Genomic DNA, 24,215 nt, shown 5'->3' with positions numbered 1-24,215 from the left:
GTGCGATCGCAAGGCGCCGAAAGGCCCTGGTAGCGGAGCTACCAGGGCCTTTCGGCAACGCCGCGAGCGCGCGTGCCGGGCGCCGCCCGCCGGGCCCCACTTTTGTTCGGAGCTCTTAGCCTGGGCCCGTGACGCGAGACGCTGACGAGGAATGGCAGGGGTGGCGGGTGGCGGCTCAGGAGGCGCTGTACGGCCCCCGCGGCTTCTACCGCAGGCCCGAGGGCCCGGCCGGTCACTTCCGCACCTCCGTGCACGCCTCGCCGCTGTTCGCCGGGGCCGTGGCGCGGCTGCTGTGCCATGTCGACGAGGCGCTCGGCCGGCCCGGCACGCTCGGCTTCGTGGACATGGCAGCGGGGCGCGGCGAACTCGTCACCGCGGTCCTGGCCGCCCTCCCCGCGGAGGTCCACGCCCGCACCCGCACGTACGCCGTGGAACTCGCCGGGCGTCCCCCCGGTCTCGACCACCGGATCGAGTGGCTCGATCGGCCGCCGCGGGGCATCACGGGCCTGCTGTTCGCCAACGAATGGCTGGACAACGTGCCCGTGGAGGCCGCGGAGGTCGACGGCGCGGGCGTACCGCGGGTGGTCCGGGTGCGGCGCGACGGGACCGAACGGCTCGGGGACCCGGTCACGGGCACGGACGCCGCATGGCTCGCCCGGTGGTGGCCGCTGCCCGCGGAGGAGGGGCTGCGGGCCGAGATCGGGCGGCCCCGGGACGAGGCGTGGGCCGCGGCGGTCGCCGGTGTCGAGCGAGGGCTCGCGGTCGCCGTGGACTACGCCCACGCCCGGGGCGCGCGCCCCCCGTTCGGCACCCTCACCGGCTTCCGGGAGGGCCGCGAGACGGCACCCGTACCGGACGGCTCCTGCGACATCACCGCCCATGTGGCGCTGGACGCCTGCGCGTGGGCCGGCTCGGAGGCGTGCGCGACGGCGCGTGGGGAGGTCGGCGCGCGGCTGACCTCGCAGCGCGACGCCCTGCGCGCCCTGGGCGTCACGGGCGCACGCCCCCCGCTCTCGCTGGCCTCCACGCAGCCCGCCGCCTACGTCCGTGCCCTGGCGGGCGCGGGCGAGGCCGCCGAACTCACCGCGCCCGGCGGCCTCGGCGACTTCGGCTGGCTGCTCCAGCCCGTGGGGCTCACGGACCCGCCCGCGAGCCTGCGGGAGCTACTTGTCGATGTCGCCGACCACGAAGAACATTGACCCCAGGATCGCCACCATGTCCGCCACCAGCGTGCCCGGCAGCAGCTCCACCAGCGCCTGGATGTTGTTGAACGAGGCCGAGCGGAGCTTGAGCCGGTACGGGGTCTTCTCGCCCTTGCTGACGAGGTAGTAGCCGTTGATGCCGAGCGGGTTCTCGGTCCACGCGTAGGTGTGCCCCTCGGGCGCCTTCAGGACCTTGGGCAGCCGCTGGTTGATCGGTCCGGGCGGCAGGTGCGCGAGCCGGTCGAGGCAGGCGTCGGCGAGGTCGAGGGCGTTGTGGGTCTGCTCCAGCAGGCACTCGAACCGGGCCAGGCAGTCGCCCTCCTCGCGGGTCACCACCTTCAGCGTGTCCTGGAGTTCGCCGTACGCGAGATAGGGCTCGTCGCGGCGCAGGTCGAAGTCGACGCCGGAGGCGCGCGCGATCGGCCCGCTCACCCCGTACGCGTGCGCGGCCTCCGGGGAGAGGACGCCCACGTCCCGGGTGCGCCCGCGGAAGATCTCGTTGCCGACGACCAGGTCGTCGAAGCGGTCCATGCGGGAGCGCACGTCGGCGACGGCGGCCCGCGCGCGCGTGGTCCACCCGGCGGGCAGGTCCTCCTTCAGACCGCCCACCCGGTTGAACATGTAGTGCATCCGCCCGCCGGAGACCTCCTCCATCACGTGCTGGAGCTCCTCGCGCTCCGTGAAGGCGTAGAAGATCGGCGTGATCCCGCCGAGCTCCAGCGGGTACGAGCCGAGGAACATCAGGTGGTTGAGCACCCGGTTCAGCTCCGCGAGGAGGGTGCGGGTCCACACCGCCCGCTCCGGGACCTCCATGCCGAGCATCCGCTCGACGGCCAGGACGACACCCAGCTCGTTGGAGAAGGCCGACAGCCAGTCGTGGCGGTTGGCGAGCATGATGATCTGGCGGTAGTCGCGCGCCTCGAAGAGCTTCTCCGCGCCGCGGTGCATGTAGCCGATCACCGGCTCGGCGCTGCGGATGCGCTCGCCGTCCAGGACGAGCCGCAGGCGCAGCACGCCGTGCGTGGACGGGTGCTGGGGCCCGATGTTGAGCACCATGTCGGTGCTCTCCGCGGCTCCGCCGATACCGACCGTGGTCTCCGTCGTAGGCATGGACACAGTCTCCCCTACGTAGGCTGGCCGTATGGAGACGGGGAGCCAGGAGAACACGGCGCTTACCGGGCGATCGGCGACCGGGCCTCAAGGCGGGCACGAGCCGGAGTGGACCGGGCTGCCACCGGGGCTCCTGCGGATGCGCCGGCTGCTGCTCGTGGTGTGGCTCGGGCTGCTGTCGGCCGGCCTCGCCGTGCTGCTCGGCCTGCTCGTCGGCCCGGCCTGGGCCGCCTTCGCCGTGCTGCCGCTCGCCGTGGGGGCCTGGGGATGGGTGATGCTGGAGCGCAACTGGCGTTCCTGGCGCTACGCCGAGCGCGCCGACGACCTGCTGATCAGCCGGGGTGTCCTGTGGCGCGAGGAGACGGTCGTGCCGTACGGGCGCATGCAGCTCGTGGAGGTCACCTCCGGGCCCGTCGAGCGGCACTTCGGTCTGGCCAGCGTGCAGCTGCACACCGCGGCCGCGGCGAGCGACGCCACCATTCCCGGCCTCGACCCGGCCGAGGCGGAACGGCTGCGCGACCGCCTCACCGCGCTCGGCGAGGCCCGATCGGCGGGGCTGTGACCACTCAGGGCGTCGACGACGCCGTACGCCCCGGGCCGGCCGTCGTGGAGCGGCGGCTGCATCCCGTGACGCCGCTGAGGCGGGCGTGGGCGCCGGTGGCCGTGGTCATCGGGTGGGCGGTGCACGACCCGGACCAGGCGCAGCGGCAGTTGACCCGGCTGACCACCACGACCCTGCTGCTGGCGGTGGCCGCTGCCGTGCTGGCCTCCGCCCTGTACGGCTTCCTCACCTGGTGGTTCACCCACTTCGCGGTGACCGACTCCGAACTGCGCATCCGCACCGGGCTGGTGTTCCGGCGCACCGCGCACATCCGGCTGGAACGCATCCAGGCCGTCGACGTCACCCAGCCCCTCCTCGCGCGCGTGGCCGGTGTCGCCAAGCTCAAGCTCGACGTGGTCGGCGCGGACCGGAAGGACGAGCTGGCCTTCCTCGGCGCGGGTGAGGCACGGGCGCTGCGCGCGGAACTCCTCGCGCGCGCCGCCGGTTTCGCGCCCGAGACGGCGCACGAGGTCGGCGAGGCTCCGGCGCGCGAACTGATGCGCACGCCCCCGCGCGCGCTCGCGCTCTCCCTCCTGCTGACGGGCGCCACCTGGGGCACCCTGATCGCCGCCCTCGTCGTACCCCTGGTGCTCTGGCTCGCCACCCACAGCCTGTGGACGGTCCTCGCCACCGCCGTGCCGCTGCTCGGCGCGGCCGGGGCGAGCAGTGTGGGCCGGTTCGTCGCCGAGTACGACTGGACGGTGGCCGAATCCCCGGACGGACTGCGTATCGACCGCGGGCTCCTGGACCGCGTCCACGAGACGGTGCCGCCGGGGCGGGTGCAGACGGTACGGGTCGTCCGGCCGCTGCTGTGGCGGCGGCGCGGGTGGGTGCGGGTGGAGCTGGACGTGGCCGGGTCGTCGAACTCCGTACTGGTGCCGGTCGCGCCGCGCGAGGTCGCGGAGGCCGTCGTCGCGCGCGTGCTGCCCGGGGTGACCGTCCCGCCCGAGTCGGCCCTGTCCCGGCCGCCACGACGGGCACGCTGGTACCTGCCGGTGTGGTGGCGGGGCTACGGGCTCGTCGTCACGGACGCGGTCTTCGCCGCGCACGAGGGGCTCCTGAAGCGGCGTCTGGCGCTGGTGCCGCACGCCAAGGTGCAGAGCGTGCGGCTGGCGCAGGGGCCCTGGCAGCGCGCCCTGGGCATCGCCGACGTGCACGTGGACACCGGCGCCAACAAGACGGTCACCGCGCGGCTGCGGGACGCCGAGGAGGCGGCACGGCTGCTGCGGGCCCAGGCCGAGCGGTCACGGACGGGACGGCGGGACGCGCGGCCGGACCGGTGGATGGCGTGAGGGGCCGGTGGACGGCGTGAGGGGCCGGCCTTGAGGCCGGCCCCTCGGGGCATGTCCCGCGTGCGCCGCGGGTGTCAGGACACCGCGCTGCGCAGCCCCTGTACGTCGATGTGCTCGGTCTCGTCGTGCGCCGTCAGGTCGATCACCTGGCCGACGCCGCGGGACTCCTCGTCGGCCGGCTTGAACTCCGCCTCCGACTCGGCCTTGTGCAGCGCCAGCGCCTCCTGGCCGACGACGTCGGCGAGGTCCTCGTTCTGCACGGCCTCCAGGTCGGCGGGCGCCGCGTCCTTCTGCATGCCGAAGAAGTCGAAGCCGCCCTCGACCATCGGGCGCCGCACGGGCGCCGTCGGGGCGACGGCCACCGCGGTCGGTGCCACGAAGTGACCGGAGGGCTGCTGGGCGGGGAGCGCGGGCTTGCCCGTGGTGGTGGCGGCGGCCGCGTGCCCGTGCTCCTGCGCGTCGACCGCCTCGGGCTTCCCCTGCGCCTCGTCCTCCTGCGCGGCCGGACCGGCGGACCGCGCCACCGCCCGGTCCCTCGCGGAACCGTCGTCCGCGGAGGCGTCGTGTGCGGAGGTGTCGTGTGCGGAGGCGTCGGAGTCGTGTGCCGAGGTGGGGCGCGCGGACCCGTCGTACTGCGCGGGAACGTCGGCCCGCGCCTCGCCGGACGCGCGACCTGGGGCGGCGACGCCCGCCGTCACGGGGGCGGCGGGACCGGTGCCCTCCGGCTCGTCCTCCACCTCCGCCTGCGCGGGCGTGTCGTTGCTCGGGCCCTCGGGTGCGCTCCCCACCGGCGTGTCGTCGTGCGCCCCGGTCTCCGCGGCGGGCCCGTACTCCTCGGCCTCCTGGGCCCCATGGGGCTCCTCGGCCTCCTGGGCCCCATGGGGCTCCTCGGCCTCCTCGGCGGCGGAACCGTCCGCCTCGGTGTCGGTCTCAGGGAACTCAGCGCCGGTCAGCTTCGCCAGCGCGGCACCCGCGCGCAGGAACAGCTTCGAACCCTCGGGCGAGAAGACCGCGGAAGTAGTCGGCTCCGCCTGCTCGGTCCCGTCCTGGCCCACCTCGGCGTCGGCCGGCGCCACCTCGGTGGCGGCGTCGACTGCCGGGGCTGCCACGGCCCCCGCCTCCTCTTCCACCACGGTCTCGGCGGACGGCGTGGGCGCCGGCGGCAACGCGCGCGCGGGCGTCGTCGTCTCTATCTCCAGCAGTCGGCGCCCCTCCAGGGCGGTCGCCCGCTCGGTCTCCGCGGTGGCGTACCGCCGCAGCAGAGAGGCGTGTTCATTGCGCAGCCCGGCGAGTTCCGCGCGCTTGGCACGCAGTCGCTGTTCCAGCTTGCCGCGCAGTTCGCGCGATTCGTCGAGATCGGTCTCCAGTTCGGCGACCCGTTCCTCGAAACGCCACTCGTCACTCGCCCGCGCGCGGGTCAGGTCGGCGACGCGCTTTCCGGCGTGGGTGTCCCAGCGGCGCATGACGACCGCGCCGACGATCGCCGTGGCGGCGGCGGCAGCGGCCAGGCCCCGGAGCACCAGGGGCTCCGAGAACGCCCAGGGGCCGAGCGCGCAGACGACGGAGACACCGGCGATGGCCGACGGGGGCAGCAGCCTGTGCAGAGGCGGCGAATGGCGGTGACGTCCACGTGGCATGGCCAGAAACTTACCGCGCGTAGGCGAATCTTGGAGCCCCGCCCCGTAAAAACCCGGCCATCCCGAGGCGTTCTTCGAATTCACCGGGCAGACCAAGATCATTAACTGGTTCCCGGGCCCTTCCGCCGAGGGCCGGCGCACTTGCCCGGATCTTTCCCCGGCCTTGGAAACGGCTTTGGCGAGACGAGTGAACCCCCGTCCCCGAGCCGCCGTCCTAGAGGGCGCAATGTCGCCGGATGCCCGAATCGGCACCGGAGCCGTGCCCCGTTCGCGGAACCGGCGCCACCCAACTGACCGACGGAGCAGGGCGGAACGCGGTGGAACACGGCGCAACAAGCACAACCCAGCGGAACTAGCGGAACTAGCGGAACCACAGGATGCGATGTCTGTCAGGACTGACGAGGAAACGGCGGGCGGAACTCCGCGGCGCCCGCGCCTACTGCCGCGCGGCCCGCGCCCCGAGGCGGTGCCCCTGGTCGTCGGCAGGGCCTGCGCCCTCGTGGGCGTCCTGGACATCGCGGCGGGTGTCTTCCCACGCTTCCGGCACAGCAGGGCGCACACCCTCGCCGAGGTGCTCCCCGGCACGCTCGGCCCGTTCGCGGCCGCCCTCTCGCTCAGTACCGGCGTGCTGTTGCTGCTCCTCGCCCACGGGCTGAGGCGCGGCAAACGCCGGGCGTGGCGGGCGGCGGTGGCGCTGCTCCCGGTCGGCGCCGTGGCCCAGTTCGACCACCGCCACTCCCTGCTGGGCTCCGTCATCCCGCTGGTCCTGCTGGTCGCGCTGGTGCGCCACCGCGACCGGTTCGCGGCGCTGCCCGACCCCCGCAGCCGCTGGCGCGCGCTCGCCAACCTCGTCCTCATGGGCGCCGGTTCGCTCGCGCTCGGCCTCGTCATCGTCAGCGCCCACCCCCGGAACCTGGTCGGCGACCCGAGCCTCGCCGACCGCATCACCCATGTCCTGTACGGCCTGTTCGGCTTCCAGGGCCCGGTCGACTACCAAGGCACGACCTCCTGGACCGTGGCCTGTTCCCTGGGTTCCCTCGGGCTGCTCACCGCCGTCACCACGATCTACCTCGCCCTGCGCCCCGAGCACCCGGCCGCCCGCCTCTCCGAGGAGGACGAGTCCCGTCTGCGGGCCCTGCTGGCGCGGCACGGCGGACGTGACTCGCTCGGCCACTTCGCGCTCCGCCGGGACAAGGGCGTGGTCTTCTCACCGAGCGGCAAGGCGGCGGTGACCTACCGCGTCGTCTCCGGGGTGATGCTCGCCGGCGGCGACCCGATCGGCGACGTGGAGGCGTGGCCGGGCGCCATCGAGCGGTTCATGGACGTGGCGCGGGCCCACTCCTGGACGCCGGCCGTGATGGGCTGCTCCGAGACCGGCGGCGAGGTCTGGACCCGCGAGACCGGCCTGGACGCCCTCGAACTGGGCGACGAGGCGGTGGTGGACGTCGCGGATTTCTCCCTCGCCGGCCGCGCGATGCGCAACGTGCGCCAGATGGTCGCACGCATCGAGCGCGCCGGTTACGAAACCCGGGTCCGACGAGTCCGTGACCTCGGCGGGGCCGAACTCGACCGCGTCCGGCGCGCCGTGGCCGACTGGCGCGGCACCGACACCGAACGCGGCTTCTCCATGGCCCTCGGCCGGATCGGCGACCCGGCCGACGGCGACTGCCTGATTGCCACCGCCCACCGGACCGACGCGGTCCCCGGGCCGTACGGCGACCTGAAGGCGGTCCTGCACTTCGTGCCCTGGGGCACCGACGGCGTCTCCCTGGACCTGATGCGCCGGGACCGTTCGGCCGACCCGGGCCTGAACGAACTCCTCATCGTCGCCGCTCTCCGGGCGGCCCCCGGGGCGGGCATCGCGCGCGTGTCGCTCAACTTCGCCATGTTCCGCTCGGCGCTGGCGCGCGGCGAGCGGATCGGCGCCGGCCCGGTGCTGCGCGTCTGGCGCGGGCTGCTGGTCTTCCTCTCCCGCTGGTTCCAGATCGAGTCGCTGTACCGGTTCAACGCCAAGTTCCGCCCGCGCTGGGAGCCACGCTTCGTGGTCTACCGGGCCGCGGCCGACCTGCCGCGGGTCGGACTCGCTGCCCTCAGGGCGGAGGGCTTCCTCGACCTGGCACTCCCCCTTCCGCACCCCGTGCGCCGCCGCGCCGCCCCCGCCCGCCCCTGCGCCCACACCCAGGCCGACACAGCGGTCCGCACGGCGTGACCCGTCCCCGGGACTCTCCCGAACCCACCGCGGGACCTGCACGGCCCAGGCCGTGTCTGACAATTCGCGTCGTCGCCCGGAGGCCGGCCCTGCGGGGTCGTGGGGGTACCTCCCGGTCGAGCGCAGCCGAGACTGGGGGAGCTTGCTCTCGGCGTGCCGGGCGCGGGCCCTCGGACTGGTTGTCCGTGGGTCTGTGCCCGGTGCGGCGAGTGGGGGTGCCCCCTCTGGGGGAGCGTGCATGGCGCCGCAGGGCAGACGGGAATTGTCAGACACGGCCTAGGCTGAACGTATGAGCAAGCAGAACGGACGCGGGCGCGTGGCGGGCCTTCCCGACTGGGACCGCTGCGCGGTCATGGGGGTCGTGAACGTGACTCCCGACTCCTTCTCCGACGGCGGCCGCTGGTTCGACACGACCGCGGCCGTCAAGCACGGCCTGGCCCTCGTCGCCGAGGGCGCCGACCTGGTCGACGTCGGCGGCGAGTCCACCCGCCCCGGGGCCGCCCGCGTCGACGAGGACGAGGAACTCAAGCGCGTCATCCCGGTCGTCCGCGGACTCGCCGCCGAGGGCGTCACCGTCTCGGTCGACACCATGCGCGCCCGCGTCGCCGAACGGTCCCTCGCGGCCGGCGCCGTCCTCGTCAACGACGTCAGCGGCGGCCTCGCCGACCCCGCGATGATCCCGGTCGTCGCCGACGCCGGTGCCCCCTTCGTCGTCATGCACTGGCGCGGCTTCCTGGAGGGCGGCAACGTCCAGGGCGTCTACGCCGACGTCGTCACCGAGGTCGTCGACGAACTCCGCGCGCGCGTGGAGGCCGTCCTGGCCGGCGGCATCGCCCCCGACCGCGTGGTCGTCGACCCCGGTCTGGGCTTCTCCAAGGACGCCGAGCACGACCTCGTGCTCCTCGCCCACCTCGACCGGCTGCTCGGCCTCGGCCACCCGCTGCTGGTCGCCGCCTCCCGCAAGCGCTTCCTCGGCCGGGTCCTCGCCGGCCCGGGGAGCGCCCCGCCGCCCGCCCGGGAACGCGACGCGGCCACCGCCGCGGTCTCCGCCCTCGCCGCCCACGCCGGCGCCTGGGCGGTGCGGGTGCACGAGGTCCGCGCGACGGCGGACGCCGTACGCGTCGCACGCGCCGTACAGGGCGCGAAGGACGGCGAGCACTACCCCGAAGGAGCCCGGTGAGCGCCCCGCACACCGACGTCGAGCAGGTGGAAGCGGCAAACACCGCCTTCTACGAGGCGATGGAGCGCGGTGACTTCGAGGAGTTGTCCTCGCTCTGGCTTTCCCCGGCCGACCTCGGTGTCGACGAGACGTACCACGACCCGGCCGACACCGGGGTGATCTCCTGCGTGCACCCCGGCTGGCCGGTGCTGACCGGCCGCGGCGAGGTCCTCAGGTCGTACGCGCTGATCATGGCGAACACGGAGTACATCCAGTTCTTCCTCACCGATCTGCGGGTCTCCGTCACCGGTGACACCGCGCTCGTGACCTGTACCGAGAACATCCTCAGCGGCGGCCCGGCGCCCGAGGACGGTGCGGAGCTGGGTCCGCTGGTCGGCCAGCTCGTCGTCGCCACCAACGTCTTCCGAAGGACCCCCGCCGGCTGGAAGATCTGGTCGCACCACGCCTCACCGGTCCTGACCGAGACCGACGCCGAGGACGACGACGGGTCACCCTCCTGAACCGGATCACCCTCCTGATGAGCCTGATCACCCTCCCGACGAGCCGGATCACCCGCCGGAGTGGCCGGGCGCCCCGCAGGGCCCCCACAGGGACGAACACGTGGTTGGAATCACGCCGCCCGGGTAGAGGCGGCCACCACAGCCCGTGAGCCGCCGGATTCCCCAGGGGAAACACCTGGTGAATCCTCCGGCCCCGGGCCGGGTCCCCGCCCCCGTGCGACGGCCCTGTCAGTGCCCGCAGGTAGATTCGTCCGAGGCCGGTGTGCCGCCCGCACACGGCACGGACCGGCCGCTACCGACGATTGCAGGAGTGATTCGCGTGGATCGTGTCGCGCTGAGCGGCCTGAAGGCCCGCGGTTACCACGGGGTGTTCCCCAAGGAGCGCGAGGAGGGGCAGACCTTCATCGTGGACCTGGTGCTGGGCCTGGACATCCGCCCGGCCGCCGCGGACGACGACCTGGCGAAGACCGTCCACTACGGCATCGTGGCCGAGGAGGTCGTCGCCGTGGTCGAGGGCGAGCCCGTCAACCTGATCGAGACGCTCGCCGAACGCATCGCCCGCACCTGTCTGGGGCACGAGGGGGTCCAGGAGGTCGAGGTCCGCGTCCACAAGCCCGACGCGCCGATCACGGTCCCCTTCGACGACGTGACCGTCACCATCACCCGGAGCCGAGCATGACCGCGTCCTTCACCGAGGGTCAGAGCGACCCGACCGTACAGCCGGTACCGGCCTCCGTCGTCGAGAAGGTCGACGCCGCCGACACCACCCTGCACAACCCGCAGCGCGCCGTGATCTCCCTCGGCTCCAACCTCGGCAACCGTCTGGAGACCCTCCAGGGCGCCGTCGACGCGCTGGAGGACACCCCGGGCGTCCGCGTCAAAGGCGTCTCCCCGGTGTACGAGACGGAGCCGTGGGGCGTGGACCCGGGCAGCCAGCCCTCCTACTTCAACGCCGTCGTGGTCCTGAAGACGACCCTGCCGCCGTCCTCGCTGCTGGAGCGGGCGCAGGCCGTCGAGGAGGCCTTCCACCGCGTCCGCGACGAACGCTGGGGCCCGCGCACCCTGGACGTCGACATCGTGGCGTACGCGGACGTCGTCTCCGACGATCCGGCCCTCACCCTTCCCCACCCGCGCGCCCACGAGCGCGCCTTCGTCCTGGCCCCGTGGCACGATCTGGAGCCCGGCGCCCGGCTGCCCGGCCGGGGCTCGGTCGCCGACCTGCTGTCCGCCGTCCCGCGCGAGGGCGTCGCTCCCCGTGGCGACCTGGAACTCCGACTGCCCGAGTAGTCGTTAAGGTCGAGACGACCACAGTCCGTGGGAGCGGGGGGAGCTGAAGGGACGCCGTGAGAGAGCTGCGCATCAGGGTGCTGGCCGGAGTGTTCGTGGTGGCGGGCGTCCTGTCCTGGGCGGGGGCCCGCCTGTGGAACTCGGTCGGGACCCTGCCGAGCGTCCCCCTGGCCGCCCCCGTCGTCCTCGCCCTGATCGCCGTGGTGCTGCTGGCCACGGCGCTCTCGCTGCGGGCCCGGCTCAGGGCCCAGCGGGAGCGCCGCCCCGGAGCCAAGGGCGTCGACCCCCTGATGGCGGCCCGCGCGGTGGTCTTCGGCCAGGCCAGCGCCCTGGTCGCCGCGCTCGTCGCCGGTATGTACGGCGGCACCGGCGTCTTCCTGCTGGAGGTCCTGGACATCCCCGCCCGTCGCGACCAGGCCATCTACGCCGGCTTCTCGGTGGTCGCCGGCATCGGCGTGATAGCGGCGGCGATCTTCCTGGAGCGGGTCTGCAAGCTCCCGGAGGACGACGACCAGGACGGCACGGGGGCGGCACCGGCCGCCTAGCCGCCGTCACAGGCTCTCGGAGCGCGGCCGGGACCGGGGGCGGCCTGCCGGCCGCCCGTCGGGCGTCAGCGCGCCATGATCAGGCTCATCGCCTCGTTGCGGGTGGCCGCGTCCCGCAGCTGGCCGCGCACCGCCGAGGTGAGGGTCTTCGCGCCGGGCTTGCGGATGCCCCGCATCGACATGCACATGTGCTCGCACTCCACGACCACGATCACGCCCCGCGGCTCCAGAATCTCCATCAGGGAGTCCGCGATCTGCGTGGTGAGTCGTTCCTGCACCTGGGGGCGGCGGGCGTAGACGTCGACGAGCCGTGCCAGCTTGGACAGCCCCGTGATCTTGCCGGTGGTCGCCGGGATGTACCCTACGTGCGCCACGCCCCGGAACGGCACCAGATGGTGCTCGCAGGTGCTGTAGACCTCGATGTCCTTCACGAGCACCATCTCGTCGTGCCCGAGGTCGAAGGTCGTCGTCAGCACGTCCTCCGGCTTCTGCCGCAGCCCCGCGAATATCTCCTTGTACGCCCGCGCGACCCGGCCGGGCGTCTCCCTGAGGCCCTCGCGGTCCGGGTCCTCGCCGACCGCGATCAGCAGTTCGCGTACGGCGTTCTCGGCGCGCTTCTCGTCGAACTCGCCGACGCGGCCCTCGCCGTCCAGCGTCACGGGGTCGGTCATGTGGTGCCTCGTTCCTCTGCGGGTGGCGCGTGTGGGGCACGCGTCTGAACTGCGGGCATGCGAAATGCCGCGCCCCCCAGGCTAGAACCAGGGGGGCGCGGCATCCATTCCGGGCCCGGTCCGCGGACCGGGTCGGCCGGTCAGCTCTCGGGCCGCTCCTCGGGCGCCGGCTCCGCCACGGGGGCGGGCTCGGTGACCGTCGACTTGGCCGTGCTGATCGCCGGGGTCGCGCCGTTGGCGCCGTTCGTCAGAGCGAGCTCCTTGGGGGAGAGCACCGGCGGACGGGTGGACGGCGTACGGCGGGAGGAGCCGGTCCAGGCGGGCCGGGGCGGACGCTTGACGATGGGGGCGAAGATCTCGGCGATCTCCTCCTTGCCCAGCGTCTCCCGCTCCAGCAGCGCGAGGACCAGGTTGTCGAGGACGTCGCGGTTCTCGACCAGGATCTCCCAGGCCTCGTTGTGCGCCGTCTCGATCAGCTTCTTGACCTCCTCGTCCACCAGCGCGGCGACCTCTTCCGAGTAGTCGCGCTGATGGGCCATCTCACGGCCGAGGAAGGGCTCGGTGTTGTCGCCGCCGAACTTGATCGCGCCCAGCCGCTCGGTCATGCCGTACTGGGTGACCATCGCGCGTGCCGTGGCGGTGGCCTTCTCGATGTCGTTCGCCGCGCCCGTGGTCGGGTCGTGGAAGACCAGTTCCTCGGCCGCGCGACCGCCCAGCATGTAGGCGAGCTGGTCGAGCATCTCGTTGCGCGTGGTCGAGTACTTGTCCTCGTCCGGCAGCACCATCGTGTAGCCCAGGGCGCGGCCCCGGGACAGGATGGTGATCTTGTGCACCGGGTCGGAGTTCGGGGAGGCCGCCGCGACCAGGGCGTGACCGCCCTCGTGGTACGCGGTGATCTTCTTTTCCTTGTCCGACATGATCCGGGTCCGCTTCTGCGGGCCCGCCACGACGCGGTCGATGGCCTCGTCGAGCATGTGGTTGTCGATCAGCTTCTTGTCCGAGCGGGCCGTCAGCAGGGCGGCCTCGTTCAGGACGTTGGACAGATCGGCACCCGTGAAGCCGGGCGTACGACGGGCGACGGCCGAGAGGTCGACGTCCGGGGCGACCGGCTTGCCCTTCTGGTGGACCTTGAGGATCTCCAGGCGGCCCTGCATGTCCGGGCGGTCGACCGCGATCTGCCGGTCGAAACGGCCGGGACGCAGCAGCGCGGGGTCGAGGATGTCGGGACGGTTCGTGGCGGCGATCAGGATGACGCCGCCCTTCACGTCGAAGCCGTCCATCTCGACGAGCAGCTGGTTCAGGGTCTGCTCGCGCTCGTCGTGACCACCGCCGAGGCCGGCGCCGCGGTGGCGGCCGACCGCGTCGATCTCGTCGACGAAGACGATCGCCGGGGCGTTCGCCTTGGCCTGCTCGAAGAGGTCACGGACCCGGGAGGCACCGACACCGACGAACATCTCGACGAAGTCGGAACCGGAGATCGAGTAGAACGGCACCCCGGCCTCGCCCGCGACGGCACGCGCGAGCAGGGTCTTGCCGGTGCCGGGAGGGCCGTACAGGAGTACGCCCTTGGGGATCTTGGCGCCGACGGCCTGGAACTTGGCGGGCTCCTGGAGGAACTCCTTGATCTCGTGGAGTTCCTCGACCGCCTCGTCCGAACCGGCGACGTCGGCGAACGTCGTCTTGGGGGTGTCCTTGGTGATCAGCTTGGCCTTGGACTTCCCGAAGTTCATCACTCGGGAGCCGCCGCCCTGCATCTGATTCATCAGGAACAGGAACACGACGACGATCAGAACGAAGGGCAGCAGCGAGAGCAGGATGCTCACGAAGGCGTTCTGCTTGGTCGGCGAGACCGTGTAGCCGTCCGGGATCTGCTTGTCCTGGAACTTGGTCTGCAGGGTGCTCGCGATGGTCACACCCTGGTCGCCGATGTAGCTCGCCTGGATCTTCGAGCTGTCCTCGATCTTTTCGCCGTCCTTGAGCTGGACCTTGATGGTCTGCTCGTCGCCGGTGGTCAGCTTGGCCGACTCGACCTTGTTGTCATTGATCGCCTGGACGACCTGGCCGGTGTCCACCGTCTTGTAGCCGCCGGACGAGCCGACGACCTGCATCAACACGACCACGGCAAGGACGGCCAGCACGATCCACATGACCGGCCCACGGAAGTATCGCTTCACGTCCATCCATACGGAGCGGTGCCGCCCCGTCCCTCCTGCCATAGTGAGTTTGATAAGACAGTTCTTCTGACGGTACCCCAGCATTGTTGCGCGAAGCCGCACGGGACGGCTGGCGATCCGCCTCTGCATGCTCCAACGGCGCGAACCGCGCCGGGGTTCCCGATGGTCCTACAAGCGTCGCCCTTGTGGCCCAGCGCCGGGCCGGACCCGCGGGCTCGGCCCGGTCAGCCGCCGTAGACGTGGGGCGCGAGCGTGCCGACGAACGGCAGGTTGCGGTACTTCTCGGCGTAGTCGAGGCCGTAGCCCACGACGAACTCGTTGGGGATGTCGAACCCGACCCACTCGACGTCGATCGAGACCTTGGCCGCGTCCGGCTTGCGCAGCAGGGTGCAGACCTTGAGCGACTCCGGCTCGCGCGAGCCGAGGTTGGACAGCAGCCACGACAGCGTCAGGCCGGAGTCGATGATGTCCTCGACGATCAGGACGTGCCGGCCCTTGATGTCGGTGTCGAGGTCCTTGAGGATCCGCACCACGCCGGAGGACTGGGTGCCCGCGCCGTAGGAGGACACGGCCATCCAGTCCATGGTGACGGGGGTGGACAGCGCCCGCGCGAGGTCGGCCATGACCATCACCGCGCCCTTGAGCACACCGACGATCAGCAGGTCCTTGCCCGCGTACTCCGCGTCGATCTTCGCGGCCAGGTCGACCAGCTTCGCGTCGATCTCTTCTTTGGTGATGAGCACCTGCTGAAGGTCGGCACCCATGTCTTTCGCGTCCACCCGCATCACTTTCGGTCGTCCCACCGGCTGCCCGCCCCGGACCCCCGGAACGGGGACCGGCGGAGCGAGGATTCAGCCTTGCCGGATCACCAGTCTGCCACCCTGGCGCTGGGCGACGACTTTGCCGGGGAGATTGATGGCCTTCTGGCCGCGCCATCCGGTGATCAGTCGGTCGACTTCCTCGATGTGCCGGGCGAACAGCGAGCCCGCCGGAGCGCCCGCCTCGATGGCGGCGCGGCGCAGGATCCTGCGCCGTACGGCGGGCGGCAGGGCGTAGAGCTTGGCGCACTCCAGCAGCCCGGTGGCGTCGCGCACCGAGGAATCGGCCTGGCTGGCCCAGGCGTCGAGGGCGTCGGCGTCGTCGCGGGAGAGTTGCGCCGTACGGGCGAGTGCCTCCACGACGCCCTTGCCGAGCGCCTTCTCCAGGGCCGGCAGGCCCTCGTGACGCAGCCGGGATCGGGTGTAGGCGGGGTCCGCGTTGTGCGGGTCGTCCCAGACGGGCAGGGACTGGACCATGCAGGCCCGGCGCGCGGTCTGCCGGTCGAGCTCCAGGAAGGGGCGCCGGTAGCGGCCGTCGGCCCCCGAGACCGCGGCCATGCCGGACAGGGAGCGGATGCCGGAACCGCGGGCGAGGCCGAGCAGGACGGTCTCGGCCTGGTCGTCGCGGGTGTGGCCGAGCAGGATCGCCGTGGCGCCGTGGCGGCGGGCGGCGGCGTCCAGGGCGGCGTAGCGGGCGTCCCGGGCGGCGGCCTCGGGTCCGCCTTCGCGGCCGACGCTGACGGCGGCGGACTCGACGGGATCCAGGCCGAGTTCGCGCAGGCGCACGACGACCTCGCCGGCACGCAGGTCGGAGCCGGGCTGGAGGCCGTGGTCGACGGTGACGCCGCCCGCGCGGACGCCCAGTTTGGGGGCCTCGAACGCCAGGGCGGAGGCGAGTGCCATCGAGTCGGCGCCGCCGGAGCAGGCCACGAGCACGAGCGGCGACGGCGGGCGCTCGTGCGGGGAGGGCTCGGACGGACCGAGCGGCTCGGGGACGGTCGGCTGTGCGGTGAGGATGTCGTGGAGGACGCGGCGGACCGCCAGGCGTATCGCCGCGACCGCAGGATGGGGACCCATGTCCGGTTCCCTTCATGAAGTTTTCGGGGGGTGAGCCCGAGTCCGGTCACTCAGAGTGTGTAGATGGTGACAGAACCGGGCGGTTCCCCGAGCATTGCACGCCTACGCATGGCTCACGGTCCCTCGGACGGGTGATTGGAGGGGCGTTCGCCTGCCGTCGGCCGGATTCGCTTCACGACCGTCTCCAGGGGTTCACGACTCGGCCTTCCGGTGCACCCGCGCGACCCAGTCCGCCGGTTTGGCGATCTCCGCCTTGGTCGGAAGGGTGTTGGGCGAGGTCCACACCCGGTTGAAGCCGTCCATGCCGACCTCGTCGACGACGGCCCGCACGAAGCGCTCGCCGTCACGGTACTGGCGGAGCTTGGCGTCCAGACCGAGCAGCTTGCGCAGGGCCAGGTCCAGCCGGGACGCGCCCTTGGCGCGGCGCTGCTGGAACTTCTCGCGGATCTCGGCGACGGAGGCCACGACATCGGGGCCCACGCCGTCCATGACGAAGTCCGCGTGGCCCTCCAGCAGCGACATCACGGCGGTGAGACGGCCGAGGATCTCGCGCTGGGCCGGGGTCTGCACGATCTCGACGAAGGAGCGGCCGCCGTCGTCCTCCTCGCCCTCGGGCCGGCCGCCGGCGAGGGACTGAGCGGCTTCCCGGACCCGCTCCAGCACCGTCATGGGGTCGACGTCGGTCTCCCCCAGGAACGACTGGATTTCACCCTCCAGGTGGTCCCGCAGCCAGGGCACGGCCGTGAACTGGGTGCGGTGGGTCTCCTCGTGCAGGCACACCCACAGGCGGAAGTCGTGCGGCTGGACGTCGAGTTCACGCTCCACGTGCACGATGTTCGGCGCGACCAGCAGCAGCCGGCCGCCGCCGCCCGCTCCGGCGGGCAGGTCACGGGTGGCGGGCGCGAACGTCTCGTACTGGCCGAGGACCCGGGAGGCCAGGAACGACAGCAGCATGCCGAGTTCGACGCCGGTCACCTTGCCGCCGACGGTGCCGAGGACCGCGCCGCCGGGCGTGTCGCTGCGCCGCTCCTGCATCTTCTCCAGGAGCGGCTTGAGAAGTTCGCGGAACCCGGCGACGTTGGCCCGGACCCAGCCCGGCCGGTCGACGACCAGGACGGGCGTGTCGTGGGTCTCCTCGGTGCCCAGACGAGTGAAGCCCCGGACGTGTTCCTCCGAGGCCTTGGCGTGCCGGCGCAGCTCCGCGACGACGGCACGGGCCTCGTCGCGGCTGACCTCCGGTCCCGGCCGCACGAGCCGGGTCGCGGTCGCCACCGCGAGATTCCAGTCGACCATCCCAGGAGTTGCGGCACCACCGATGCTCGTCATGCGTCAACCGTACGTGAGCACCGCCGCCGGGGGCAGGGCGTCGGGGCCGCCCGCGCGCGGGGTGTGTCCGCGCGCCGTCAGACGCATCCGCACGCCGCGAGGGCGTTCGCCGCCGCGTCGAGCGCCGACTGTGCGGCCCCGGGGTCCGTGGTGTCCGTCGTGAGGAACGCGAAGGCCAGCAGATGACCGTCCCGGTCCACGACCGTTCCCGCCAGGGCGTTCACCCCCGTCAGGGTGCCGGTCTTGGCCCGTACGAGGCCGGCCGCGCCGTCCGTGTAACGGCTGGTCAGCGTGCCGGTGAAGCCCGCGACCGGCAGGCCCGTGAGGATCGGCCGGAGTTCGGGGTGCGCGGGGTCGCCGGACTGGGCGAGCAGGGCCGTCAACAGGCGCGCGGTGAGGCGGTCGTCCCGGTTCAGTCCGCTGCCGTCCTTGAACTCGGCGCCCTGCACGGGCAGTCCGAGCTTCTTCAGCTCGGCGTGGATCGCGCGGCCGCCGCCGTCGAAGTCGGGGCGTTCGCCGGTGGCCAGGGCGGTGTGCCGGGCGAGGGCCTCGGCGATGTCGTTGTCGCTGTTGGTGAGCATCCGTTCGACCAGCGTCGCGAGCGGCGGCGAGGAGACCTCGGCGAGCGTCTCGGCGCGCGAGGTGGCCTTGGAGGGGCCCGGGGCGGACGTCTTGACGCCGTGCTCGGCGAGCAGGTCGGCGAAGGCGCGGGCCGCCTCGGCCGCCGGTTCGCCCGCGCGCGGGGCGGGACCTCTGTCGGAGTCGTCGGTGCGGGCCTCGTCGGCCATCAGGGCGGTGACCGGGGCGAGGTTGTCGTTGACCCCGATCGGGTGGACCTCGTCGCCCGCGTAGAGCGTGGTGTCGTACGACAGGGTCACCTCGCGCACGCCGTCCTTCTTCAGGGCGGCGGCCGTGTCCTTGGCGAGGGTGCGCAGGTCGGCGTTGCCGTCGGCGTCCTCGCGTGCGGTGAGGGTGGGGTCGCCGCCGCCGACGAGGACGAGTTCGCCGGTGCCGGGTTCCAGGGCCGTGCGGGTGGTCAGGCGGTGGTCGGGGCCGAGGGCGGACAGGGCGGCCGCGGCGGTGGCGATCTTCGTGGTGGAGGCGGGGGTCAGCGCGGTGGTGTCGTCGGCGCCGTACAGACGCTCTCCGCCGGCCACGTCCACGACGGCGGCGGCGTGCCGGGCGCCGAGCCCGGGGGCGTCCAGGAGCGGGTCCAGGACGCCGGCCAGGGCCTTCGTACCGTGGGAGGACTTCGCCCCGCCGGTGGTGCCGCCGAGGCCGGTGAGCACGGAGGCCGCGCTCGGGGCGGGCCGCGGCTCCTCGGGCGCCGTAGCGGAATTACGACCGTGATCTGCGCCACCCGTGTGCCCCGCGGTGACTGACCGGTCCCGCTCGGCCGTACGCTGACCCGAGGAGTCCCAGGGACCGGCGGCGGTCACCACCCCGACGGCCAGCGCGAGGCCCGCGGTGGCGGCGCCGGCGGTGTACTGCCAGGTCTTCGGCCTTGTGACCTGCGTCGAGACGGCTCGGCCGAGCTGTGCGATCCGAGGTCGCGCGGCCCGGACGGCCCGTGCGAGACGCGGTCGTACGGCGCCCGCGACCCGCGCCACGCGCGGTCGTACGGCCCGCCAAGGCCTCAGCTCTGGCACGACCACCAGCCCCTTTCGCGATCACACACCTGCGTGAGGGACACTTAACCACCAGAACTATGTGCTGATCATGGAGGAGCCACCGGTGGAGTTCGACGTCACGATCGAGATCCCGAAGGGTTCGCGGAACAAGTACGAGGTGGACCACGAGACCGGTCGGATCCGCCTGGACCGTCGACTCTTCACCTCGACCGCCTACCCGACCGACTACGGCTTCGTCGAGAACACTCTCGGCGAGGACGGCGACCCGCTGGACGCGCTGGTCATCCTGGACGAGCCCACCTTCCCGGGCTGCCTGATCAAGTGCCGTGCGATCGGCATGTTCCGGATGACCGACGAGGCCGGCGGCGACGACAAGCTGCTGTGCGTCCCGGCGACCGACCCGCGGGTGGAGCACCTGCGCGACATCCACCACGTGTCGGAGTTCGACCGCCTGGAGATCCAGCACTTCTTCGAGGTCTACAAGGACCTGGAGCCCGGCAAGTCCGTCGAGGGCGCCGACTGGGTCGGCCGCACCGAGGCCGAGGCCGAGATCGAGCGTTCCTACAAGCGCTTCAAGGACCAGGGCGGCCACTGAGCCCTGAGTCCACGAACGGGCCGCACGCGCACGCGTGCGGCCCGTCGTGTTGTTGTGCGCATACTGTGGCCTGGTCTTGAGGCGTCGTACAGGGAGCTCTGCGCAAGTGACGGAGGCGGAGGACCGCAAGCCGCAGTCGGACGAGGCGACCAGCACGTTCGACCCCGAGATCACATCCGAGTTCGCCATCCCCGAGGGGCTGGCCGTCCCCCGGGGCGGCCCCGACCCGGAGACGACCTCCGAGTTCGCCCTCCCGGACGGCATGAACGCGCCGCCGGGGCCGCCCGTCGAGGCTGAGGGGTCGGCGTTCAGTACGCCGCGGACGTACCACTCCCGGGACGCGCCCCCGGCGTTCACTCCGGCGACCGGGGTGCCGGTGGTCAGCCTGACCAAGCACGCGCCATGGCAGGACCGGATGCGCACCATGCTGCGTATGTCGGTGACCGAGCGGCCGGCGCCTGAGCGGGCCCAGCGGACCGAGGAGGAGGGTCCGGCCGTCCCGCGCGTGCTCGACCTGACGCTGCGTATCGGCGAGCTGCTGCTGGCGGGCGGCGAGGGCGCGGAGGACGTCGAGGCGGCCATGTTCGCGGTCTGCCGCTCCTACGGCCTGGACCGCTGCGAACCGAACGTCACCTTCACCCTGCTGTCGATCTCCTACCAGCCGTCCCTGGTGGACGACCCGGTGTCGGCGGCCCGGACGGTGCGGCGGCGCGGCACCGACTACACCCGGCTCGCGGCCGTGTTCCAGCTGGTCGACGACCTCAGCGACCCGGAGAACCACCTCTCCCTGGAGGAGGCGTACCGGCGGCTGGCGGAGATCCGGCGCAACCGGCACCCGTATCCGACGTGGGTGCTGACCTCGGCGAGCGGACTGCTGGCGGGCGCGGCCTCGGTGCTGGTCGGCGGTGGCGTGATCGTGTTCATCGCCGCGGCGGTGGGCGCCATGCTCGGCGACCGGCTGGCGTGGCTGTGCGCGGGGCGCGGGCTGCCGGAGTTCTACCAGTTCACGGTGGCCGCGATGCCTCCGGCCGCGATAGGGGTCGCGCTGAACCTGGCCCACGTGGACGCGAAGGCGTCCGCGGTGATCACCGGTGGGCTGTTCGCGCTGCTGCCCGGGCGGGCCCTGGTGGCGGGTGTGCAGGACGGTCTGACGGGCTTCTACATCACCGCGTCGGCGCGGCTGCTGGAGGTCATGTACTTCTTCGTGGGGATCGTCGCCGGGGTGCTGATCATCCTGTACTTCGGCGTGAACCTCGGTGCCAAGCTGAACCCGGACGCGGCGCTGAACATCTCCGAGCGGCCGCTGTGGCAGATCGGCGCGTCGATGCTGCTGTCACTGACCTTCGCCGTGCTGTTGCAGCAGGAACGGTCCACCGTGCTGGCCGTGACGCTGAACGGCGGGGTCGCCTGGTCGGTGTACGGGGCGCTGCACTACACCGGGGGGCTGTCCCCGGTCGCCTCCACGGCCGTGGCGGCGGGTCTCGTGGGGCTGTTCGGGCAGCTGCTGTCGCGGTACCGGTTCGCGTCGGCCCTGCCCTACACGACCGCGGCGATCGGGCCGCTGCTGCCGGGTTCCGCCACCTACTTCGGGCTGCTGTCGATCGCGCAGAACGAGGTGGACAAGGGGCTGGTGTCGCTGGCCACGGCGGCGTCCCTGGCCATGGCCATCGCGATCGGGGTCAATCTGGGCTCGGAGATCTCGCGGCTGTTCCTGCGGCTCCCCGGAGCTTCCATGGCGGGGCGCAGGGCGGCGAAGCGGACTCGGGGTTTCTGAGCGCTCCGCTTCCCGGCAGGGCGGCCCGCACGGCGCCTCAGCCGAGCGCCGTTTGCTCGTCGGGCTGAAGGGCGTCCAGGACGAGGGTGAGGCCGTGGGCGAACTCGTCCCCGTAGTCGTAGCCGGGCTGCAGGACGTGTTCCCGGGCCAGTTCCGCGAGGTACGGGTAGGTGTCGGCGGGCATGTCCGCCAGGATCTCGCCCGCCACCCGGTCCTGTTCGGCCTCGCCCCGGAAGGGCAGGCTGAGTTCCTGGAGCACGAAGCCGTACAGATAGCTGTCGATCAGTGAGACGGCGTGCGCGGTCCTCCGGACGGAGAATCCCCCGGCGCGCAGGGATCCAATGACGGCGTCGTGGTGGCGCAGGGTGGCCGGACCGGGCCGCGAGCGGGAGTCCATCAGGCCGATCGCCCACGGGTGGCGCTTGAGCGCGGCACGGGCGGAGTGGGCGCGGTGACGCATGGCGCCCTGCCAGTCCGGGCCGCTGGAGGGCAGCTCGATCTCGGCGAAGACCGCGTCCACCATGCCGTCGAGAACGTCCTCCCGGCCCTTCACATGGTGGTAGAGCGACATCGCCTCGACGCCCAGGGGCGCGGCGATGGCCCGCATGGTGAGGGCGGCCGTCCCCTTCTCGTCGGCCACCGCCACGGCCGCGCGGATGACGCGGTCGCGGCTCAGCGGAGTGCGCCGCCCTCTGCGCCCCTCGGGCATTCGCTCCTCCTGGTCCACGGTTGACCCCCTTACAACATAAGGCTAGCGTACCTTACAAGATAAGGTCAGCAGGTCGGCGAAGGGACTGCACCGTGAGCGCGTCACGCATGAAGAAGATCTGCGTCGTGGGGGCATCCGGGAAGCTCGGGCAGTACATGGTTCGGCACGCGCTGGACCGCGGCTACGAGGTGGTCGGCGTGTGCCGGGAGAAGAGCGTGCCCAAGCTGGCCGAGTTCGAGGGACGGATCACGGTCGTACCGGGTCACACGAACGACCCGGAAGTGATCCGGCGGGCGGTGGAGGGGTGCGACGGGGTCCTGACCGTGCTCGCCCCCTGGGGGGTGCGGCAGTACTCGTCCGGCACGGCCCAGGCGGTCCTCGATCACGCGCGGCCCGACGCGCGCCTGGTCTTCTCCTGCGGATGGCACATCACCCGCGACGGCAAGGACTCCTACTCCCGCATGTTCACGCTGGGCGTCCGGATCGCGGCCGTGCTGGGGAAGCTGGTGCGGGCCGTCGAGATCGACGACCAGGTAGAGGCGTGCCGGAGGATCTTCGCGAGCGACAGCCGATGGACCGTGGTCCGCGGCAGTTCCCTGGAGGAGGGCGAGAGCCAGGGCCTGCCGGTGTGGAGCAGGCACGTGGGAGACCCGGTGCTGGCCAGCGACCTGACCCGCCGGGTGGACTTCGCGCTGTTCATGGTGGAGGCACTCACCGACGACACGCTCGTCCGCGAGGCCCCCGCGATCGTCGGCTGCCGGACACCGAGCGCACTCGCCCACGCGGCACCCGGGGAACGCGCCTGAGAGCGACCGCCGGAGCGGGCCGGACCTGCGGAGGGCGACCGCCGCGGGCGCGGGCCGGGGGCGTTGCCTCACCCGGCCCGCGCGCGCACGGCAGGAGATCCGGTCCTAGTAGCCCTGGTTGTGGGGGTACTGGCCGTTCCGCTGGTGGTCGTACTGCTGGTCCCCGTGAGGCAGACCGCCGTACTGCGGCTGGTCGCCGTACTGCTGGCCGCCGTACTGCGGCTGGTTGCCGTACTGCTGCGGGTACTGCTGGGCGTAGGGCTGCTGCTGCCCGTAGTACTGCTGCTGGGGCGGCTCGTCGTCGGTGGGGTCGATGCGGCGCAGCTGGGTCGTCGCGTCGTCCATCGCCTGCGGGTGCGGCTGGTGGTGCTGGTGCTGGTGCTGGTGCTGGTGCTGGTGGTGACGGTCCTGGTCGGCCGGGGCCTCGGCCGCCTCGCGCTTCTTCTTCGAGCGCTCGCGCACGTACTCGATGATGATCGGGACGACCGAGAGGAAGACGATCAGGATCAGGATCGACTCGACGTTGGCCTTGATGAAGCCGATCTGGCCCAGCCAGTAGCCGGCGAGGGTGACGCCCGTGCCCCAGGCGATACCGCCGATGATGTTGTACGTCAGGAAGGTGCGGTACTTCATCCGGCCGGCGCCGGCCACGATGGGCGCGAAGGTGCGCACGATCGGCACGAACCGGGCCAGCACGATCGCCTTCGGACCGTACTTCTCCATGAACTCGTGCGCTTTCTCCAGGTTCTCCTGTTTGAAGAGCTTGGAGTTGGGGCGGCTGAAGAGCTTCGGGCCGAAGAACTTGCCGATCATGTAGCCGACCTGGTCACCGATGACCGCGGCGAGCACGATCAGGGTGCAGACCAGCCACAGCGGCTGGGTGATGTACGTCCCCTCGGCCACGAAGAGGCCCGCGGTGAACAGCAGGGAGTCACCGGGCAGGAACGCGAAGAGGCCGGACTCAGCGAAGACGATCAGCAGAATGCCGGGCAGGCTGAAGGTCTCGATCAGATAGTCCGGGCTGAGCCACTCGGGGCCGAGCGCAAGCGTGGTCACGGGTTCGTGGCTCCT

22 protein-coding genes are annotated in these 24,215 nt (G+C 72.3%); 12 read left to right on the top strand and 10 right to left on the bottom strand.

Annotation, left to right across the window (positions count from 1 at the left end; genetic code table 11):
* Positions 1 to 128 precede the first annotated feature (128 nt).
* On the top strand, positions 129 to 1,199 hold the full coding sequence (locus AB0E07_RS07550) for an SAM-dependent methyltransferase (RefSeq protein WP_362247385.1): 1,071 nt from the start codon (positions 129 to 131) through the stop codon (positions 1,197 to 1,199).
* On the opposite strand, the gene AB0E07_RS07545 is transcribed toward AB0E07_RS07550, so the two are convergent.
* On the bottom strand, positions 1,164 to 2,312 hold the full coding sequence (locus AB0E07_RS07545) for an NADH-quinone oxidoreductase subunit D (RefSeq protein WP_362247384.1): 1,149 nt from the start codon (positions 2,310 to 2,312) through the stop codon (positions 1,164 to 1,166). The two genes, AB0E07_RS07550 and AB0E07_RS07545, sit on opposite strands and share 36 nt — an antisense overlap.
* A 31-nt stretch (positions 2,313 to 2,343) precedes the next feature.
* On the opposite strand from AB0E07_RS07545, the gene AB0E07_RS07540 reads away from it, so the two are divergent.
* Together AB0E07_RS07540 and AB0E07_RS07535 are read left to right on the top strand one after the other, a co-directional pair.
* The gene (locus tag AB0E07_RS07540; protein WP_362247383.1) at positions 2,344 to 2,874 is read left to right on the top strand and encodes a PH domain-containing protein; all 531 of its coding nucleotides are present in this window, start codon (positions 2,344 to 2,346) and stop codon (positions 2,872 to 2,874) included.
* Positions 2,871 to 4,205: a PH domain-containing protein gene (locus AB0E07_RS07535; RefSeq protein WP_362247382.1), complete on the top strand. Its 1,335-nt coding sequence runs from the start codon at positions 2,871 to 2,873 to the stop codon at positions 4,203 to 4,205. The genes AB0E07_RS07540 and AB0E07_RS07535 overlap by 4 nt, the downstream gene beginning before the upstream one ends.
* Before the next feature lie 74 nt (positions 4,206 to 4,279).
* Here the strand turns inward: AB0E07_RS07535 and AB0E07_RS07530 are convergent, their stop codons facing one another.
* Positions 4,280 to 5,842 (bottom strand): hypothetical protein, encoded by a 1,563-nt coding sequence (locus AB0E07_RS07530; protein WP_362247381.1) that lies wholly within the window; start codon positions 5,840 to 5,842, stop codon positions 4,280 to 4,282.
* A 382-nt stretch (positions 5,843 to 6,224) separates the two neighbouring features.
* Between AB0E07_RS07530 and AB0E07_RS07525 the strand changes: the two genes are divergently transcribed.
* From AB0E07_RS07525 to AB0E07_RS07500, 6 genes are all read left to right on the top strand, one after another.
* Positions 6,225 to 8,051: a phosphatidylglycerol lysyltransferase domain-containing protein gene (locus AB0E07_RS07525; RefSeq protein WP_362247380.1), complete on the top strand. Its 1,827-nt coding sequence runs from the start codon at positions 6,225 to 6,227 to the stop codon at positions 8,049 to 8,051.
* Between the two features lie 289 nt (positions 8,052 to 8,340).
* A complete protein-coding gene (folP, locus tag AB0E07_RS07520; protein ID WP_362247379.1) occupies positions 8,341 to 9,231 on the top strand; it encodes a dihydropteroate synthase in 891 nt (296 codons plus the stop codon).
* Positions 9,228 to 9,731: a nuclear transport factor 2 family protein gene (locus AB0E07_RS07515; RefSeq protein WP_362247378.1), complete on the top strand. Its 504-nt coding sequence runs from the start codon at positions 9,228 to 9,230 to the stop codon at positions 9,729 to 9,731. The genes folP and AB0E07_RS07515 overlap by 4 nt, the downstream gene beginning before the upstream one ends.
* Positions 9,732 to 10,050: 319 nt before the next feature.
* Positions 10,051 to 10,410 carry a dihydroneopterin aldolase gene (folB, locus tag AB0E07_RS07510; protein WP_351926007.1) on the top strand — a complete coding sequence of 120 codons (360 nt, stop codon included), beginning with the start codon at positions 10,051 to 10,053 and terminating at the stop codon, positions 10,408 to 10,410.
* Complete coding sequence (folK, locus tag AB0E07_RS07505; RefSeq protein WP_362247377.1) at positions 10,407 to 11,018, top strand: 2-amino-4-hydroxy-6-hydroxymethyldihydropteridine diphosphokinase; 612 nt, start codon at positions 10,407 to 10,409, stop codon at positions 11,016 to 11,018. The genes folB and folK overlap by 4 nt, the downstream gene beginning before the upstream one ends.
* A 56-nt stretch (positions 11,019 to 11,074) precedes the next feature.
* Complete coding sequence (locus tag AB0E07_RS07500; RefSeq protein WP_362247376.1) at positions 11,075 to 11,563, top strand: DUF3180 domain-containing protein; 489 nt, start codon at positions 11,075 to 11,077, stop codon at positions 11,561 to 11,563.
* 65 nt (positions 11,564 to 11,628) lie between these two features.
* On the opposite strand, the gene folE is transcribed toward AB0E07_RS07500, so the two are convergent.
* The 6 genes from folE to dacB form a co-directional block, all read right to left on the bottom strand.
* On the bottom strand, positions 11,629 to 12,234 hold the full coding sequence (gene folE / locus AB0E07_RS07495; protein ID WP_362247375.1) for a GTP cyclohydrolase I FolE: 606 nt from the start codon (positions 12,232 to 12,234) through the stop codon (positions 11,629 to 11,631).
* Between the two features lie 140 nt (positions 12,235 to 12,374).
* A complete protein-coding gene (gene ftsH, locus AB0E07_RS07490) occupies positions 12,375 to 14,414 on the bottom strand; it encodes an ATP-dependent zinc metalloprotease FtsH (RefSeq protein ID WP_362247374.1) in 2,040 nt (679 codons plus the stop codon).
* 218 nt (positions 14,415 to 14,632) lie between these two features.
* Positions 14,633 to 15,193, bottom strand: coding sequence for a hypoxanthine phosphoribosyltransferase (gene hpt, locus AB0E07_RS07485; protein WP_362247398.1), 561 nt, complete (start codon positions 15,191 to 15,193; stop codon positions 14,633 to 14,635).
* A 66-nt stretch (positions 15,194 to 15,259) separates the two neighbouring features.
* Complete coding sequence (tilS, locus tag AB0E07_RS07480) at positions 15,260 to 16,303, bottom strand: tRNA lysidine(34) synthetase TilS (protein WP_362247373.1); 1,044 nt, start codon at positions 16,301 to 16,303, stop codon at positions 15,260 to 15,262.
* A 192-nt stretch (positions 16,304 to 16,495) separates the two neighbouring features.
* Positions 16,496 to 17,629 (bottom strand): zinc-dependent metalloprotease, encoded by a 1,134-nt coding sequence (locus AB0E07_RS07475; protein ID WP_362247372.1) that lies wholly within the window; start codon positions 17,627 to 17,629, stop codon positions 16,496 to 16,498.
* Between the two features lie 77 nt (positions 17,630 to 17,706).
* Positions 17,707 to 19,284: a D-alanyl-D-alanine carboxypeptidase/D-alanyl-D-alanine-endopeptidase gene (dacB, locus tag AB0E07_RS07470; protein ID WP_362247371.1), complete on the bottom strand. Its 1,578-nt coding sequence runs from the start codon at positions 19,282 to 19,284 to the stop codon at positions 17,707 to 17,709.
* A 79-nt stretch (positions 19,285 to 19,363) separates the two neighbouring features.
* Here dacB and AB0E07_RS07465 point away from each other — a divergent pair, with 79 nt between their 5' ends.
* The gene (locus tag AB0E07_RS07465; protein ID WP_031487466.1) at positions 19,364 to 19,855 is read left to right on the top strand and encodes an inorganic diphosphatase; all 492 of its coding nucleotides are present in this window, start codon (positions 19,364 to 19,366) and stop codon (positions 19,853 to 19,855) included.
* A gap of 106 nt (positions 19,856 to 19,961) precedes the next feature.
* Positions 19,962 to 21,629, top strand: a complete 1,668-nt coding sequence (locus tag AB0E07_RS07460; RefSeq protein ID WP_362247370.1) for a threonine/serine exporter family protein — start codon at positions 19,962 to 19,964, stop codon at positions 21,627 to 21,629.
* A 37-nt stretch (positions 21,630 to 21,666) separates the two neighbouring features.
* Here the strand turns inward: AB0E07_RS07460 and AB0E07_RS07455 are convergent, their stop codons facing one another.
* Positions 21,667 to 22,338, bottom strand: coding sequence for a TetR/AcrR family transcriptional regulator (locus AB0E07_RS07455; protein ID WP_362247397.1), 672 nt, complete (start codon positions 22,336 to 22,338; stop codon positions 21,667 to 21,669).
* Between the two features lie 92 nt (positions 22,339 to 22,430).
* On the opposite strand from AB0E07_RS07455, the gene AB0E07_RS07450 reads away from it, so the two are divergent.
* Positions 22,431 to 23,144: an NAD(P)H-binding protein gene (locus tag AB0E07_RS07450; RefSeq protein ID WP_362247369.1), complete on the top strand. Its 714-nt coding sequence runs from the start codon at positions 22,431 to 22,433 to the stop codon at positions 23,142 to 23,144.
* Between the two features lie 105 nt (positions 23,145 to 23,249).
* Here the strand turns inward: AB0E07_RS07450 and AB0E07_RS07445 are convergent, their stop codons facing one another.
* A complete protein-coding gene (locus AB0E07_RS07445; protein ID WP_362247368.1) occupies positions 23,250 to 24,200 on the bottom strand; it encodes a VTT domain-containing protein in 951 nt (316 codons plus the stop codon).
* Positions 24,201 to 24,215 lie beyond the last annotated feature (15 nt).

This window comes from Streptomyces sp. NPDC048002, from assembly GCF_040653275.1.
In the GTDB taxonomy this organism is placed as follows: domain Bacteria; phylum Actinomycetota; class Actinomycetes; order Streptomycetales; family Streptomycetaceae; genus Streptomyces.
Note: the sequence above shows the minus strand (reverse complement) of the source record. Positions and strands in the feature narration are given on the sequence as shown.